Source organism: Streptomyces sp. YIM S03343, assembly GCF_054729195.1.
Genome location: NZ_JBPUKX010000001.1, coordinates 3,817,474 through 3,830,664 on the forward strand (window position 1 = coordinate 3,817,474; position 13,191 = coordinate 3,830,664).

A 13,191-nucleotide genomic window follows, 5' to 3' on the forward strand; every position below is an offset into this window, starting at 1 on the left:
GCGCGGGGCGGTACCGATCTGCGGCTGCGCCGCGTGGCGCGATCAAGCACAGCGCACCCGCACCCGGGTACGGACCGGACGGCCCGAGTTCTCAGTACTGCTCGGTCTCGACGAAGCCCGCATCCGCGTCGTCGTCCGCCCCGAACGCGTCCGCCGCAGCGGTGGGGTCGAATCCGGGCGGGCTGTCCTTGAGCGCGAGACCCATCCCGGCCAGCTTCGCCTTGACCTCGTCGATGGACTTCGCACCGAAGTTGCGGATGTCCAGCAGGTCCGCCTCGGAGCGTGCGACCAGCTCACCCACGGAGTGGATGCCCTCACGCTTGAGGCAGTTGTAGGAGCGGACGGTGAGTTCCAGCTCCTCGATCGGCAGCGCGAGGTCGGCGGCCAGGGCGGCGTCCGTGGGGGACGGGCCCATGTCGATGCCCTCGGCGTCGATGTTCAGCTCGCGGGCGAGACCGAACAGCTCGACCAGCGTCTTGCCGGCGGAGGCCATGGCGTCACGGGGACGCATCGCCTGCTTGGTCTCGACGTCGACGATCAGCTTGTCGAAGTCGGTGCGCTGCTCGACACGCGTGGCCTCGACCTTGTACGTGACCTTGAGCACGGGGCTGTAGATCGAGTCGACCGGGATACGGCCGATCTCCTGGCCCACCTGCTTGTTCTGCACGGCGGAGACATAGCCGCGACCGCGCTCGACGGTCAGCTCCATCTCCAGCTTGCCCTTGCCGTTGAGCGTGGCGAGGACCAGGTCGGGGTTGTGCACCTCGACACCGGCGGGCGGGGCGATGTCGGCGGCGGTCACGAGGCCCGGGCCCTGCTTGCGCAGGTACATTACGACGGGCTCGTCGTGCTCGCTGGACACGACCAGTTGCTTGATGTTGAGGATGAGGTCGGTGACGTCCTCCTTGACGCCCGGCACGGTGGTGAACTCGTGCAGGACACCGTCGATGCGGATGCTGGTGACGGCGGCACCGGGGATCGACGACAGGAGGGTGCGGCGGAGCGAGTTGCCGAGGGTGTAGCCGAAGCCCGGCTCCAGCGGCTCGATCACGAACCGGGAGCGGAACTCGTCGACGACCTCTTCGGTCAACGAGGGACGCTGAGCGATCAGCATGTGGTGATCAGATCCTTCATTCGTGGACGCCCGCTATTTGACGTCCGACGGAAGCCGCGCCCGTGAAAAGCGCGGGTACTGCAAGGGTACGGGCGGCACGCCTCTACGGAGCCGTACCGCCCGAACCTCAAGCCAAACCGTGCCTGCGGCACGGACCGGAGCGTCAGACGCGGCGGCGGGGTTCACCTCCGCTCACGCGGAGAACGCCGCCGCACCCGATCAGACGCGGCGGCGCTTCGGCGGACGGCAGCCGTTGTGCGGGGTCGGGGTGACGTCCTGGATGGAGCCGACCTCGAGGCCCGTGGCCTGCAGGGAGCGGATCGCGGTCTCGCGGCCGGAACCCGGGCCCTTCACGAACACGTCGACCTTGCGCATGCCGTGCTCCTGGGCGCGGCGGGCAGCCGACTCGGCGGCCATCTGCGCGGCGAACGGCGTGGACTTCCGGGAGCCCTTGAAGCCGACGTGGCCGGCGGAGGCCCAGGAGATCACGTTGCCGGACGGGTCCGTGATGGAGACGATCGTGTTGTTGAACGTGCTCTTGATGTGCGCGTGGCCGTGAGCGACGTTCTTCTTTTCCTTGCGGCGCACCTTCTTGGCAGCGCCCTGACGACCCTTGGGGGGCATCTACTAACTCCTACGGGAGGTGGTCGGTCCTACAGCGAAGACCGTGGACAGGGTGTCCGCTGCGGACTACTTCTTGCCCGGCTTCTTCTTGCCGGCGATGGCGCGACGCGGGCCCTTGCGGGTGCGGGCGTTGGTGCTGGTGCGCTGACCGCGGACGGGCAGACCGCGGCGGTGCCGCAGACCCTGGTAGCAGCCGATCTCGACCTTGCGGCGGATGTCGGCCTGGATCTCGCGACGGAGGTCACCCTCGGTCTTGATGTTGTTGTCGACGTACTCGCGGATCGCGACGAGCTGCTCTTCGGTCAGGTCACGAACACGGGTGTTCGGGTCGACGCCGGTCGCAGCCAGCGTCTCCTGCGAGAGGGTCCGGCCGATGCCGAACACGTAGGTGAGGGCGACCTCCACGCGCTTTTCGCGCGGGATGTCGACACCGGAAACGCGTGCCATTCAATGGCTCCAGTTGTCTTCGGAGGTCTTCCGCAGAACCGGCTCCCAGCCGCCGGCCTCTTCGCGCTCCGCACAGGGTGCGGGCGAAGATTTGGTACGGACTGGGTCCCCGGCCTCCGAGCCGGGGGTGTCGAGCCCTGGGGCTCGGGTCCTGCGTATGAACATATTCAGTTTGCGTCGCGCGAATCTCTGCGGATCGAAGCAGAGGGATCGGTCGTGCGTCAGCCCTGGCGCTGCTTGTGGCGCGGGTTCTCGCAAATGACCATGACCCGGCCGTGACGGCGGATCACCCTGCACTTGTCGCAGATCTTCTTGACGCTCGGCTTGACCTTCATGGGATTGAGGTTCTCCGGGTCAGTTGCCGGCGGCCCCGCTCGCGCGGGACGTGGGCAAGATCTACTTGTAGCGGTAGACGATCCGGCCACGCGTCAGGTCGTACGGAGACAGCTCCACCACGACCCGGTCGTCAGGGAGGATGCGGATGTAGTGCATACGCATCTTGCCGCTGATGTGTGCCAGGACCTGGTGGCCGTTCTGGAGCTCGACCTTGAACATGGCGTTCGGCAGAGACTCGACGACAGTGCCCTCGATCTCGATGGCACCTTGCTTCTTGGCCACGCTTCGCCCTTCGGAATCGACTACCTTGATCGGCTCCTGCGCACCGTCCGAGCGCATGCGGACATGCGGGTGCAAGGGAGCCGACGAGTCAGTCTACGTCAACCGCACCCTGAAAGACGAATCGGGGGAGTCTGCCCCACTGCGAAGATCATTATGCGGGCGGCGGCGAGAGGTGCCGTACGACGCGACAAATGTCGTACGAGAGATGTCGTACGAGAGATGTCGTACGAGAGATGTCGTACGAGATGGCGCGCGAGGCCGGTCACCTCGCGCACGCCCTCCGCCCGCTCCCTCCGCGGCCGCGCGGCTCTCAGCCCAGCGGGTCCGCGGCCGCGCGGCTCTCAGCCCAGCGGGTCCGGGGCCGCCCGGCCCTCAGCCCAGCGGGTCCGGGGCCGCCGTGATGCCCATCTCCGCCAGCTTGGCCTTGCCACCGTCGGGTGCCGTCAGCACCAGCGGGCCCTGTTCCGTCAGGGCGACCGAGTGCTCCCAGTGGGAGGACCAGGTGCCGTCGGTGGTGATCACGGTCCAGTTGTCTTCCAGGACCTGGGTGCGCGGTGTTCCGAGGGAGACCATCGGCTCGATGGCCAGGCAGAAGCCGGGGACCAGCTTGGGGCCCTTGCCGCGGCGCCGGTCGACGTAGTTCAGCAGATGCGGGTCCATGTGCATCTCGGTGCCGATGCCGTGGCCGCCGTAGTCCTCGATGATCCCGTACTTGCCGCCGCCCGGCTTCGGCTGGCGGCGGATGTAGGTCTCGATGGCGCGGGAGACGTCGACCAGCCGGCTGCCCTGCTTCATCGCGGCGATGCCCGCCCACATCGACTCCTCGGTGACCCGGGAGAGCTCGATCAGCTCGGGGGCGTGGCCGGAGCCGACGAACGCGGTGTAGGCGGCGTCGCCGTGCCAGCCGTCGATGATCGCCCCGCAGTCGATGGAGATGATGTCGCCGTCCTTGAGGACGACCTCGTCGGAGGGGATGCCGTGCACCACGACCTCGTTGGCCGAGGTGCAGATGGTGGCCGGGAAGCCGCCGTAGCCGAGGAAGTTGGGCTTGGCGTTGTGCTCGGCGAGCACCTTGCGGGCGACCTGGTCCAGATCCTTGGTGGACGCCCCGGGCACCGCGGCCTCGCGGGTGGCCGCGTGGATGGCGGCGACGACCAGCCCCGCCTCACGCATCTTGGCGATCTGCTGGGGGGACTTGATCTGCACCATGGGGGCCCTGCGCTCTCCGTCACTCATGTCAACCGATGGGCGACCGATCGGCAACCGATCTGCTGCAAGACCGGCTGCAAGATCGGCTGCCGATGGTCAGCCGATTACCTACACAACAGTACGGCCGTGACACCCGTACGGGCGCCACGGCCGGACGTTCCACCGACAGCTACCGGGCCGCGGCCTTCGCCTTCAGGCCCTCCATGGCCCGGCCGGTGACCTCTTCCACCTTGCCGAGCGCGCTGATCGTGACCACCAGGTCCTGGGACCGGTAGTAGTCGATGATCGGCTCGGTCTGGGTGTGGTAGACCTCCAGGCGCTTGCGGACCGTGTCCTCGGAGTCGTCGTCACGCTGATAGAGCTCGCCGCCGCACTCGTCGCAGACGCTGTCCTGCTTCGGCTGCTTGTACACCACATGGAAAACATGGGCCGAGTCGTGGCGGCAGATGCGGCGGCCGGCGATGCGCTTGACCACCTCGTCCTCGGGGACTTCCAGGTCGAGTACCGCGTCGAGCCCGATGTTCTCCGTCTTCAGCAGCTCGTCGAGCGCCTCGGCCTGCGAGACATTGCGCGGAAAACCGTCCAGCAGGAAACCGTTCCCGGCGTCCGGCTGCTCCATGCGGTCCTTGGCCATCGCGATGGTGACCTCGTCCGGGACCAGGTTGCCCGCGTCCATGTACGACTTGGCGAGCTTGCCCAGCTCCGTCTGGCGGCTGATGTTGGCGCGGAAGAGATCGCCCGTGGAGATGTGTGGAATGGCGAGGTTCTTTGCGAGGTACGCGGCTTGCGTCCCTTTTCCGGCGCCCGGCGGGCCGACGAGGACGATTCGCATCAGCGGAGGAACCCTTCGTAATTGCGCTGCTGGAGCTGGCTCTCGATCTGCTTCACCGTCTCAAGACCCACACCCACGATGATCAGGATGCTCGTCCCACCGAAGGGGAAGTTCCCGCTCGCGTTGAAGCCGACCAACGCCATCGTCGGTACGAGAGCGATCAGACCCAAGTACAGCGAACCCGGCCAGGTGATCCGGTTGAGCACGTACGACAGGTACTCAGCGGTCGGTCGGCCAGCCCGGATGCCCGGGATGAAGCCACCATACTTCTTCATGTTGTCGGCGACTTCCTCGGGGTTGAAGGAGATCGCCACGTAGAAGAACGCGAAGAAAACGATCAGCAAGAAGTAGCTGGTGATGTAGATCGGGTGGTCGCCCTTGGTCAGGTTCTGCTGCACCCACGACTTCCAGCCCGAGTTCCCGCCGGAGAACTGGGCGATCAGTGCGGGGATGTAGAGCAGCGACGACGCGAAGATGACCGGGATGACACCCGCCTGGTTGACCTTCAGCGGGATGTACGTCGAGGTGCCGCCGTAGGACCGGCGGCCGATCATGCGCTTGGCGTACTGCACGGGGATGCGGCGCTGGGCCTGCTCCACGAAGACCACCAGGCCGACCATGACCAGGCCGATCCCGATGACGGTGCCGAACTCGATCCAGCCGCCGGCCAGGGTGCCCTGCTTCTTGATGGCCCACAGGTTGGACGGGAAGGTCGCGGCGATCGAGATGAACATCAGGATCGACATGCCGTTGCCGATGCCGCGGTCGGTGATGAGCTCGCCGAGCCACATCACCACGGCCGTACCGGCCGTCATGGTGATCACCATGGTGATGGTGGTGAAGATCGCGCGGTCCGGGACGATGTTGCCCGCGGTCGAGCACCCGGAGAACAGGGCGCCGCTGCGGGCGGTGGCCACCAGGCCGGTGCCCTGGAGGATGGCGAGCGCCACCGTGAGATACCGCGTGTACTGCGTGATCTTCGCCGTACCCGCCTGGCCCTCCTTCTTGAGGGCTTCCAGACGCGGGATCACGACGGTCAGCAGCTGAAGGATGATGCTCGCCGTGATGTACGGCATGATGCCTAGCGCGAAGATCGTGATCTGGAGGAGCGCGCCGCCGCTGAACATGTTGACCAGGCCGAACAGGCCCTGGTTGCCGGACGCCTCGTTCACACAGGTCTGGACGGCCTTGTAGTTGACGCCGGGGATCGGGACGTGGGTACCGACCCGGTAGACCACGATGATGCCCAGCGTGAAGAGCAGCTTCTTGCGCAGGTCGGGCGTCCTGAACGCCCGGGCGAACGCGGTGAGCACGGTGCCTCCTGCGACCCCCGCGCAAGTGCGTCAAGGGCGACGGTCTTGAGGTGCGACGAATAGAGAAAAACAGTGTGACAAAACGGTGCGGCACAACGGTGTGACAAATGACCAACGGTCGGCTGCCGTTCAGGGTGCCCCATGTGGGGCGCCCGGTGAAAGTGGGCAGTGCTGGCCACCATACCGGCGACAGAGGCCCCCTAGGAACGACCGACCGGGGATACCCCTTTTGTGGGTATCCCCGGTCGGGACCGTTCATGTCATCGAAGCGCCTGAGGGGTTCAGAGCAGCTCGGTGACCGTGCCGCCGGCGGCGGTGATCTTCTCCTTGGCGGAGCCGGAGACGGCGTCGACCGTCACCTGCAGCGCCACGGAGACCTCGCCCTGGCCGAGGACCTTGACGAGCGAGTTCTTGCGAACGGCGCCCTTGGCCACCAGACCCTCGACGGTGACCTCGCCACCCTCGGGGTAGAGCGTGGCCAGCTTGTCGAGGTTCACGACCTGGTACTCGGTCTTGAACGGGTTCGTGAAGCCCTTCAGCTTCGGGAGGCGCATGTGCAGCGGCATCTGGCCGCCCTCGAAGCGCTCCGGAACCTGGTAGCGGGCCTTGGTGCCCTTGGTACCACGACCGGCCGTCTTACCCTTCGAGCCCTCACCACGACCGACACGGGTCTTGGCGGTCTTGGCGCCGGGGGCGGGACGGAGGTTGTGGATCTTGAGCGGGTTCGTCTCCGCCATGATCAGTCCACCTCCTCGACCGTCACGAGGTGACGGACATGGCGCACCATGCCACGGAACTCGGGGCGGTCTTCCTTGACGACCACGTCGTTGATGCCCTTGAGCCCGAGGGACCGCAGGGTTTCACGGTGGTTCTGCTTGCTGCCGATGTAGGACTTGACCTGCGTGATCTTGAGCTGAGCCATCACGCACCCACTCCGGCACGAGCACGCAGCAGAGCCGCGGGGGCGACGTCCTCCAGGGGCAGGCCACGGCGGGCCGCGACCTCCTCGGGACGCTGCAGGCCCTTCAGGGCCGCCACGGTCGCGTGCACGATGTTGATCGCGTTGTCGGAGCCGAGCGACTTCGACAGGATGTCGTGGATACCGGCGCACTCGAGCACCGCACGCACCGGGCCACCGGCGATGACGCCGGTACCGGGGGACGCGGGCTTGAGCAGCACGACGCCGGCAGCCTTCTCACCCTGGATGGGGTGCGGGATGGTGCCCTGGATCCGGGGGACCTTGAAGAAGTGCTTCTTGGCCTCCTCCACACCCTTGGCGATGGCGGCCGGCACCTCCTTGGCCTTGCCGTAACCGACACCCACGGTGCCGTCACCGTCGCCCACCACGACCAGCGCGGTGAAGCTGAAGCGACGACCACCCTTCACAACCTTGGCGACACGGTTGATCGCGACGACGCGCTCGACGTACGCGGTCTTCTCGGCGGCAGCAGCGCCGCCGTCACGGCCCTTCCGGTCCCGCCGCTCGCCGCCACCGGCACCGCCACCGCGGCGCTGGGGTCCAGCCATTGGATTACCTCTCTCTTTTCCGCTAGCTACGGCTGCTCAGAACCTGAGCCCGGCTTCGCGGGCGGCGTCCGCCAGGGCGGCGATGCGCCCCGCGTACTGGTTGCCACCACGGTCGAACACGACAGCCTCGACACCGGCGGCCTTGGCACGCTCGGCGACCAGGGCGCCGACCTGCTTGGCCTGCGCGGACTTGTCGCCCTCGCCACCGCGGATCGAGGTGTCCAGAGTGGACGCCGATGCCAGGGTGTGGCCCTTGAGGTCGTCGATCACCTGCGCCACGATGTGACGGTTGGAGCGGGTCACGACCAGACGGGGGCGCTCCGCCGTACCGTTGACCCGCTTGCGGATCCGGGTGTGGCGGCGCTTGATCGCGGCGCGCTTGTAGGCGTCGCCCTTGAGGATCTTCTGCCCGTATGCCATGGCTTACTTACCCGCCTTTCCGACCTTGCGGCGGATGACTTCGCCCTCGTACTTGACGCCCTTGGCCTTGTACGGGTCGGGCTTGCGCAGCTTGCGGATGTTGGCCGCAACCTCGCCGACCTTCTGCTTGTCGATGCCCTCGACCTGGAAATGGGTCGGGTTCACCACCGTGAAGGTGATGCCCTCGGGGGCCTCGACGGTGATCGGGTGGCTGTAACCGAGCGCGAACTCGAGGTTCGCGCCCTTGGCGGCCACGCGGTAACCGACACCGCTGATCTCGAGCTTCTTCACGTAACCCTGGGTCACGCCGGTGATCATGTTCGCCACCAGCGTGCGGGAGAGGCCGTGCAGGGCCCTGCTCTGACGCTCGTCGTTGGGGCGGGTCACCTTCAGGGTGCCGTCCTCGCCCTTGGCGATCTCGATCGGCGCCACGACGGTGTGGGTCAGCGAGCCCTTGGGGCCCTTGACCGAGACCGTGCGGCCGTCGATGGTGACGTCCACGCCGGCGGGAACCGCGATGGGGAGCTTGCCGATGCGCGACATAGCTGTTTCCTCCGTTCCCTTCCGCTACCAGACGTAGGCGAGGACTTCCCCACCCACGCCCTTCTTGCCGGCCTGCTTGTCGGTGAGGAGCCCGTGCGACGTGGAGATGATCGCCACGCCCAGGCCGCCGAGCACCTTCGGCAGGTTGGTGGACTTCGCGTAGACCCGGAGACCGGGCTTGGAGATCCGCTTGATGCCCGCGATGGAGCGCTCACGGTTCGGGCCGAACTTCAGCTCGAGGACGAGGTTCTTGCCGACCTCGGCGTCCTCGGTCTTCCAGCCGGTGATGAAGCCCTCCTGCTGGAGGATCTCCGCGATGTGGGACTTGATCTTGGAGTGCGGCATCGCTACCGAGTCGTGGTAGGCCGAGTTCGCATTCCGCAGACGCGTCAGCATGTCTGCGATCGGATCAGTCATGGTCATGAATTGGCCTGTGGCCTTTCTCGCCGGGGTTTCCTATATGCGCCATCCCTCTCCCCGTACTTCTGAGACGGGACGGGTGCGGCGCGGGGACCTACGGCGTAGTAAGCAATCTTTCGGCGGACATCTGTCCGCGGGTGATCCAGGGCGGCGAAAGCCCAACCCTCCCAGCCTACGGCATCAGGAGAGCGGACCTTCGCCGGCCCGGTTGCTTACCGAGAGGTCCCAGAATCCCGAAATACGGGATTACCAGGAGCTCTTGGTCACGCCCGGCAGCTCGCCGCGGTGAGCCATCTCACGAAGGCACACACGGCAGAGGCCGAACTTGCGGTAGACGGAGTGCGGACGACCGCAGCGCTGGCAGCGGGTGTACGCGCGCACACCGAACTTGGGCTTGCGAGCAGCCTTAGCGATCAGAGCCTTCTTCGCCATCTCGCTCACGCCTCCTTGAACGGGAAGCCGAGGTGACGAAGGAGCGCGCGGCCCTCAGCGTCGTTGGTCGCCGTGGTGACCACGGTGATGTCCATACCCCGGACGCGGTCGATCTTGTCCTGGTCGATCTCGTGGAACATGACCTGCTCCGTGAGACCGAAGGTGTAGTTGCCACGGCCGTCGAACTGCTTGGGGGACAGACCACGGAAGTCGCGGATGCGCGGGAGCGCGAGCGACAGGGTGCGGTCCAGGAACTCCCACATGCGGTCGCCACGGAGCGTGACGTGGGCACCGATCGGCTGGCCCTCACGCAGCTTGAACTGCGCGATGGACTTGCGGGCCTTGGTGACGGCCGGCTTCTGACCGGTGATCGTGGTGAGGTCGCGGATGGCGCCCTCGATCAGCTTGGAGTCGCGGGCGGCGTCGCCCACACCCATGTTGACCACGATCTTGACGAGGCCGGGCACCTGCATGACGTTCTCGTACTTGAACTCGTCGCGCAGCTTGCCCGCGATCTCCTCGCGGTACTTCGTCTTGAGACGCGGCGTGGTGGTGGTAGCCATCAGATGTCCTCACCCGTCCGCTTGGCAACGCGGATCTTGTTGCCCTCGTCGTCGAAGCGGTAACCGACACGCGTGACGACCTTCTTGCCGTCCTTCTCAACGACCAGCTGGACGTTGGAGACGTGGATCGGCGCCTCGGTCGTGACGATGCCGCCGGCCTGCGAACCGCGAGCGGTCGGACCGGCCTTGGTGTGCTTCTTGACCCGGTTGACGCCCTCGACCAGGACGCGGTCCTCGCGGGGGAAGGCCGCGATGACCTTGCCCTGCTTGCCCTTGTCCTTGCCGGTGACGACCTGGACCAGGTCACCCTTCTTGATCTTCATGCTTACAGCACCTCCGGCGCGAGCGAGATGATCTTCATGAACTTCTTCTCGCGCAGCTCCCGGCCGACCGGGCCGAAGATGCGGGTGCCACGAGGGTCGCCGTCGTTCTTCAGAATGACGGCGGCGTTCTCGTCGAAGCGGATGTACGAGCCGTCCGGACGGCGGCGCTCCTTGACGGTGCGAACGATGACCGCCTTGACGACGTCACCCTTCTTCACGTTGCCACCGGGGATCGCGTCCTTGACGGTGGCGACGATGACGTCACCGATGCCCGCGTAGCGGCGACCGGAGCCACCGAGCACACGGATGCAAAGGATTTCCTTCGCACCAGTGTTGTCGGCGACACGCAGTCGCGACTCCTGCTGGATCACGTCTATCTCCTGATTGTCTGCCGGTTCCCGCAGGGCCCTTGTAGGGCGGCCCTGCGAGCCTGGCGGAACCGTCCTGCGAGCAGCTCCCGCAGGAATTACTTGTGCCTCGGGGAGGGAAGCCCGTCCGCCGGGTCGCGCGCCGCCCGGGCCCTGGGGCCCAAAGCGGCGCCGCCTCGGCGGGCGCTGGGTGACCGCCGTCGGCCCTCAGGCCGCGGCGGCACCCGGCGGGGGCCCGCCCGCCCGGCCCGAGGGCCCGGCGGTGAAGCCCCCAGCGGGGGCCGACGAGGGCGTGAGCCCCCGCTCGGTTACTTCGCCTTCTCGAGGATCTCGACGACGCGCCAGCGCTTCGTCGCGGACAGCGGCCGGGTCTCCATGAGGAGGACGCGGTCGCCGACACCCGCGGCGTTCTGCTCGTCGTGCGCCTTGAGCTTGTTCGTACGGCGGATGACCTTGCCGTACAGGGCGTGCTTGACGCGGTCCTCGACGGCGACGACGACGGTCTTGTCCATCTTGTCGCTGACGACGAGACCCTCACGGGTCTTGCGGAAACCGCGCGCCTCGGTCTTCTCAGTCACGTTGTTCTCGCTCATCAGGCGTTCTCCACCGTTTCGATGCCCAGCTCACGCTCGCGCATCAGGGTGTAGATCCGCGCGATGTCCTTGCGGACCGCCTTCAGACGGCCGTGGTTCTCAAGCTGACCGGTCGCCGCCTGGAAGCGGAGGTTGAACAGCTCTTCCTTGGCCTCGCGGAGCTTGCCCAGAAGCTCCTCGTTGCCCAGCTCGCGCAGCTCGGACGCCTTGGTACCGGCCGACATCACGCTTCACCTGCCTCGCGCTTGACGATCCGGCACTTCATCGGCAGCTTGTGGGCCGCACGGGTCAGCGCCTCACGGGCGATCTTCTCGTTGGGGTACGACAGCTCGAACATCACGCGTCCGGGCTTGACGTTGGCGATCCACCACTCCGGGGAACCCTTACCGGAACCCATGCGGGTCTCGGCGGGCTTCTTGGTGAGCGGACGGTCCGGGTAGATGTTGATCCAGACCTTGCCACCACGCTTGATGTGACGCGTCATGGCGATACGAGCGGCCTCGATCTGACGGTTGGTCACATACGCCGGGGTGAGCGCCTGGATGCCGTACTCGCCGAACGCGACCGTGGTACCGCCCTTGGCAGCGCCGCTGCGCGTGGGGTGGTGCTGCTTGCGGTGCTTGACCCTACGGGGGATCAGCATGTCGGTCAGGCCTCCGTTCCGGTGCTCTCAGCCGGAGCGGCGGCGGGAGCCTCGGCCTTGGGGGCCTCGGCAGCCGGAGCCTGCTGCGGCTTGCGACCGCGCCGCTCGCCACCGCGGCCACCACGGGCCGGGCGGTCGGCACCGCCGCGCGCCGGGCGGTTGCCCGCGCGGGCTGCGGCGTTCTCGGCGCGGACCTCGGCGATGTTCTTGACGTCGCCCTTGTAGATCCAGACCTTCACACCGATACGGCCGAAGGTCGTCTTGGCCTCGAAGAAGCCGTAGTCCACGTTCGCGCGGAGCGTGTGCAGGGGCACACGGCCCTCGCGGTAGAACTCCGAGCGGGACATCTCGGCGCCGCCGAGGCGGCCACCGCACTGGATCTTGATGCCCTTGGCGCCGGCCTTCATGGCGGACTGCATGCTCTTGCGCATGGCCCGGCGGAAGGAGACGCGGGAGGAGAGCTGCTCGGCGACGGCCTGCGCGACCAGCTGGGCATCGGTCTCGGGGTTCTTGACCTCGAGGATGTTCAGCTGGACCTGCTTGCCGGTGAGCTTCTCGAGGTCGCCGCGGATGCGGTCGGCCTCGGCGCCGCGGCGGCCGATGACGATGCCCGGACGAGCGGTGTGGATGTCCACACGCACACGGTCACGGGTGCGCTCGATCTCGACCTTGGAGATGCCGGCGCGCTCCATGCCGGACGTCATCATCCGGCGGATGGCGACGTCTTCCTTGACGTAGTCCTTGTACAGCTTGTCGGCGTACCACCGGGACTTGAAGTCCGTGGTGACACCGAGCCGGAACCCATGCGGGTTAACCTTCTGGCCCATTACCGGGTTCCTTCCTTGCTGCTGACGACCACGGTGATGTGGCTGGTCCGCTTGCGGATCCGGTAGGCACGGCCCTGGGCGCGCGGACGGAACCGCTTCAGGGTCGGGCCCTCGTCGACATACGCCTCCGAGATGAAGAGGCTGTCGGCGTCGGTGTGGTCGTAGTTGTGCGCGGCGTTGGCGATGGCGCTGTCGAGCACCTTGCCGACGGGCACGGAGGCTGCCTGCGGAGCGAATCGCAGGACGGCCTGGGCCTCCGTGGCGTCCATGCCACGGATGAGGTCCACCACGCGGCGGGCCTTCATGGGCGTGACGCGGATGTACCGCGCCTGGGCCCTGGCTTCCATGGTTGTCCCTTCAGTTACTTACGTGTCT

Annotated in this window: 23 protein-coding genes; all 23 read right to left on the bottom strand. The window is 66.8% G+C overall.

Annotation, left to right across the window (positions count from 1 at the left end; translation table 11 throughout):
- Positions 1-91: 91 nt before the first annotated feature.
- Positions 92-1,114, bottom strand: coding sequence for a DNA-directed RNA polymerase subunit alpha (locus ACSYGN_RS16215; RefSeq protein WP_003966937.1), 1,023 nt, complete (start codon positions 1,112-1,114; stop codon positions 92-94).
- A gap of 219 nt (positions 1,115-1,333) precedes the next feature.
- The gene (gene rpsK, locus ACSYGN_RS16220; RefSeq protein ID WP_003956432.1) at positions 1,334-1,738 is read right to left on the bottom strand and encodes a 30S ribosomal protein S11; all 405 of its coding nucleotides are present in this window, start codon (positions 1,736-1,738) and stop codon (positions 1,334-1,336) included.
- Between the two features lie 66 nt (positions 1,739-1,804).
- The gene (rpsM, locus tag ACSYGN_RS16225; RefSeq protein ID WP_116148529.1) at positions 1,805-2,185 is read right to left on the bottom strand and encodes a 30S ribosomal protein S13; all 381 of its coding nucleotides are present in this window, start codon (positions 2,183-2,185) and stop codon (positions 1,805-1,807) included.
- Positions 2,186-2,406: 221 nt separating this feature from the next.
- Entirely contained in the window at positions 2,407-2,520 is a 114-nt protein-coding gene (rpmJ, locus tag ACSYGN_RS16230; RefSeq protein WP_003998809.1) for a 50S ribosomal protein L36, read from the bottom strand.
- Positions 2,521-2,581: 61 nt separating this feature from the next.
- Positions 2,582-2,803 carry a translation initiation factor IF-1 gene (infA, locus tag ACSYGN_RS16235; protein WP_003948620.1) on the bottom strand — a complete coding sequence of 74 codons (222 nt, stop codon included), beginning with the start codon at positions 2,801-2,803 and terminating at the stop codon, positions 2,582-2,584.
- Positions 2,804-3,175: 372 nt separating this feature from the next.
- Positions 3,176-4,012 (bottom strand): type I methionyl aminopeptidase, encoded by an 837-nt coding sequence (gene map, locus ACSYGN_RS16240; protein ID WP_460403510.1) that lies wholly within the window; start codon positions 4,010-4,012, stop codon positions 3,176-3,178.
- A gap of 169 nt (positions 4,013-4,181) precedes the next feature.
- A complete protein-coding gene (locus ACSYGN_RS16245) occupies positions 4,182-4,844 on the bottom strand; it encodes an adenylate kinase (RefSeq protein WP_460396220.1) in 663 nt (220 codons plus the stop codon).
- A complete protein-coding gene (gene secY / locus ACSYGN_RS16250) occupies positions 4,844-6,157 on the bottom strand; it encodes a preprotein translocase subunit SecY (protein WP_460396222.1) in 1,314 nt (437 codons plus the stop codon). The genes ACSYGN_RS16245 and secY overlap by 1 nt, the downstream gene beginning before the upstream one ends.
- Positions 6,158-6,438: 281 nt before the next feature.
- Positions 6,439-6,894 (bottom strand): 50S ribosomal protein L15, encoded by a 456-nt coding sequence (gene rplO, locus ACSYGN_RS16255; protein WP_460396224.1) that lies wholly within the window; start codon positions 6,892-6,894, stop codon positions 6,439-6,441.
- A 2-nt stretch (positions 6,895-6,896) separates the two neighbouring features.
- Entirely contained in the window at positions 6,897-7,079 is a 183-nt protein-coding gene (gene rpmD, locus ACSYGN_RS16260) for a 50S ribosomal protein L30 (protein ID WP_460396226.1), read from the bottom strand.
- Complete coding sequence (gene rpsE / locus ACSYGN_RS16265; RefSeq protein WP_285561820.1) at positions 7,079-7,684, bottom strand: 30S ribosomal protein S5; 606 nt, start codon at positions 7,682-7,684, stop codon at positions 7,079-7,081. The genes rpmD and rpsE overlap by 1 nt, the downstream gene beginning before the upstream one ends.
- Positions 7,685-7,720: 36 nt before the next feature.
- Positions 7,721-8,104, bottom strand: a complete 384-nt coding sequence (gene rplR, locus ACSYGN_RS16270; RefSeq protein ID WP_460396228.1) for a 50S ribosomal protein L18 — start codon at positions 8,102-8,104, stop codon at positions 7,721-7,723.
- Between the two features lie 3 nt (positions 8,105-8,107).
- The gene (gene rplF / locus ACSYGN_RS16275) at positions 8,108-8,647 is read right to left on the bottom strand and encodes a 50S ribosomal protein L6 (RefSeq protein WP_460396230.1); all 540 of its coding nucleotides are present in this window, start codon (positions 8,645-8,647) and stop codon (positions 8,108-8,110) included.
- 24 nt (positions 8,648-8,671) lie between these two features.
- Positions 8,672-9,070, bottom strand: coding sequence for a 30S ribosomal protein S8 (gene rpsH / locus ACSYGN_RS16280; protein WP_030831671.1), 399 nt, complete (start codon positions 9,068-9,070; stop codon positions 8,672-8,674).
- A gap of 243 nt (positions 9,071-9,313) precedes the next feature.
- Positions 9,314-9,499: a type Z 30S ribosomal protein S14 gene (locus ACSYGN_RS16285; RefSeq protein ID WP_003956452.1), complete on the bottom strand. Its 186-nt coding sequence runs from the start codon at positions 9,497-9,499 to the stop codon at positions 9,314-9,316.
- 5 nt (positions 9,500-9,504) lie between these two features.
- A complete protein-coding gene (gene rplE / locus ACSYGN_RS16290) occupies positions 9,505-10,062 on the bottom strand; it encodes a 50S ribosomal protein L5 (RefSeq protein ID WP_053661885.1) in 558 nt (185 codons plus the stop codon).
- Complete coding sequence (rplX, locus tag ACSYGN_RS16295; protein ID WP_360951661.1) at positions 10,062-10,385, bottom strand: 50S ribosomal protein L24; 324 nt, start codon at positions 10,383-10,385, stop codon at positions 10,062-10,064. Before rplX ends, rplE begins: the two co-directional genes overlap by 1 nt.
- Positions 10,386-10,387: 2 nt before the next feature.
- Positions 10,388-10,756, bottom strand: a complete 369-nt coding sequence (rplN, locus tag ACSYGN_RS16300) for a 50S ribosomal protein L14 (protein WP_003998823.1) — start codon at positions 10,754-10,756, stop codon at positions 10,388-10,390.
- Positions 10,757-11,061: 305 nt separating this feature from the next.
- Complete coding sequence (rpsQ, locus tag ACSYGN_RS16305) at positions 11,062-11,346, bottom strand: 30S ribosomal protein S17 (RefSeq protein WP_200418828.1); 285 nt, start codon at positions 11,344-11,346, stop codon at positions 11,062-11,064.
- Positions 11,346-11,570: a 50S ribosomal protein L29 gene (gene rpmC, locus ACSYGN_RS16310; protein ID WP_018564811.1), complete on the bottom strand. Its 225-nt coding sequence runs from the start codon at positions 11,568-11,570 to the stop codon at positions 11,346-11,348. The genes rpsQ and rpmC overlap by 1 nt, the downstream gene beginning before the upstream one ends.
- Positions 11,570-11,989 carry a 50S ribosomal protein L16 gene (rplP, locus tag ACSYGN_RS16315; protein WP_360951656.1) on the bottom strand — a complete coding sequence of 140 codons (420 nt, stop codon included), beginning with the start codon at positions 11,987-11,989 and terminating at the stop codon, positions 11,570-11,572. The genes rpmC and rplP overlap by 1 nt, the downstream gene beginning before the upstream one ends.
- 5 nt (positions 11,990-11,994) lie before the next feature.
- Entirely contained in the window at positions 11,995-12,816 is an 822-nt protein-coding gene (gene rpsC, locus ACSYGN_RS16320; RefSeq protein ID WP_043443029.1) for a 30S ribosomal protein S3, read from the bottom strand.
- Positions 12,816-13,163, bottom strand: coding sequence for a 50S ribosomal protein L22 (gene rplV, locus ACSYGN_RS16325; protein ID WP_003974262.1), 348 nt, complete (start codon positions 13,161-13,163; stop codon positions 12,816-12,818). The genes rpsC and rplV overlap by 1 nt, the downstream gene beginning before the upstream one ends.
- Positions 13,164-13,191 lie beyond the last annotated feature (28 nt).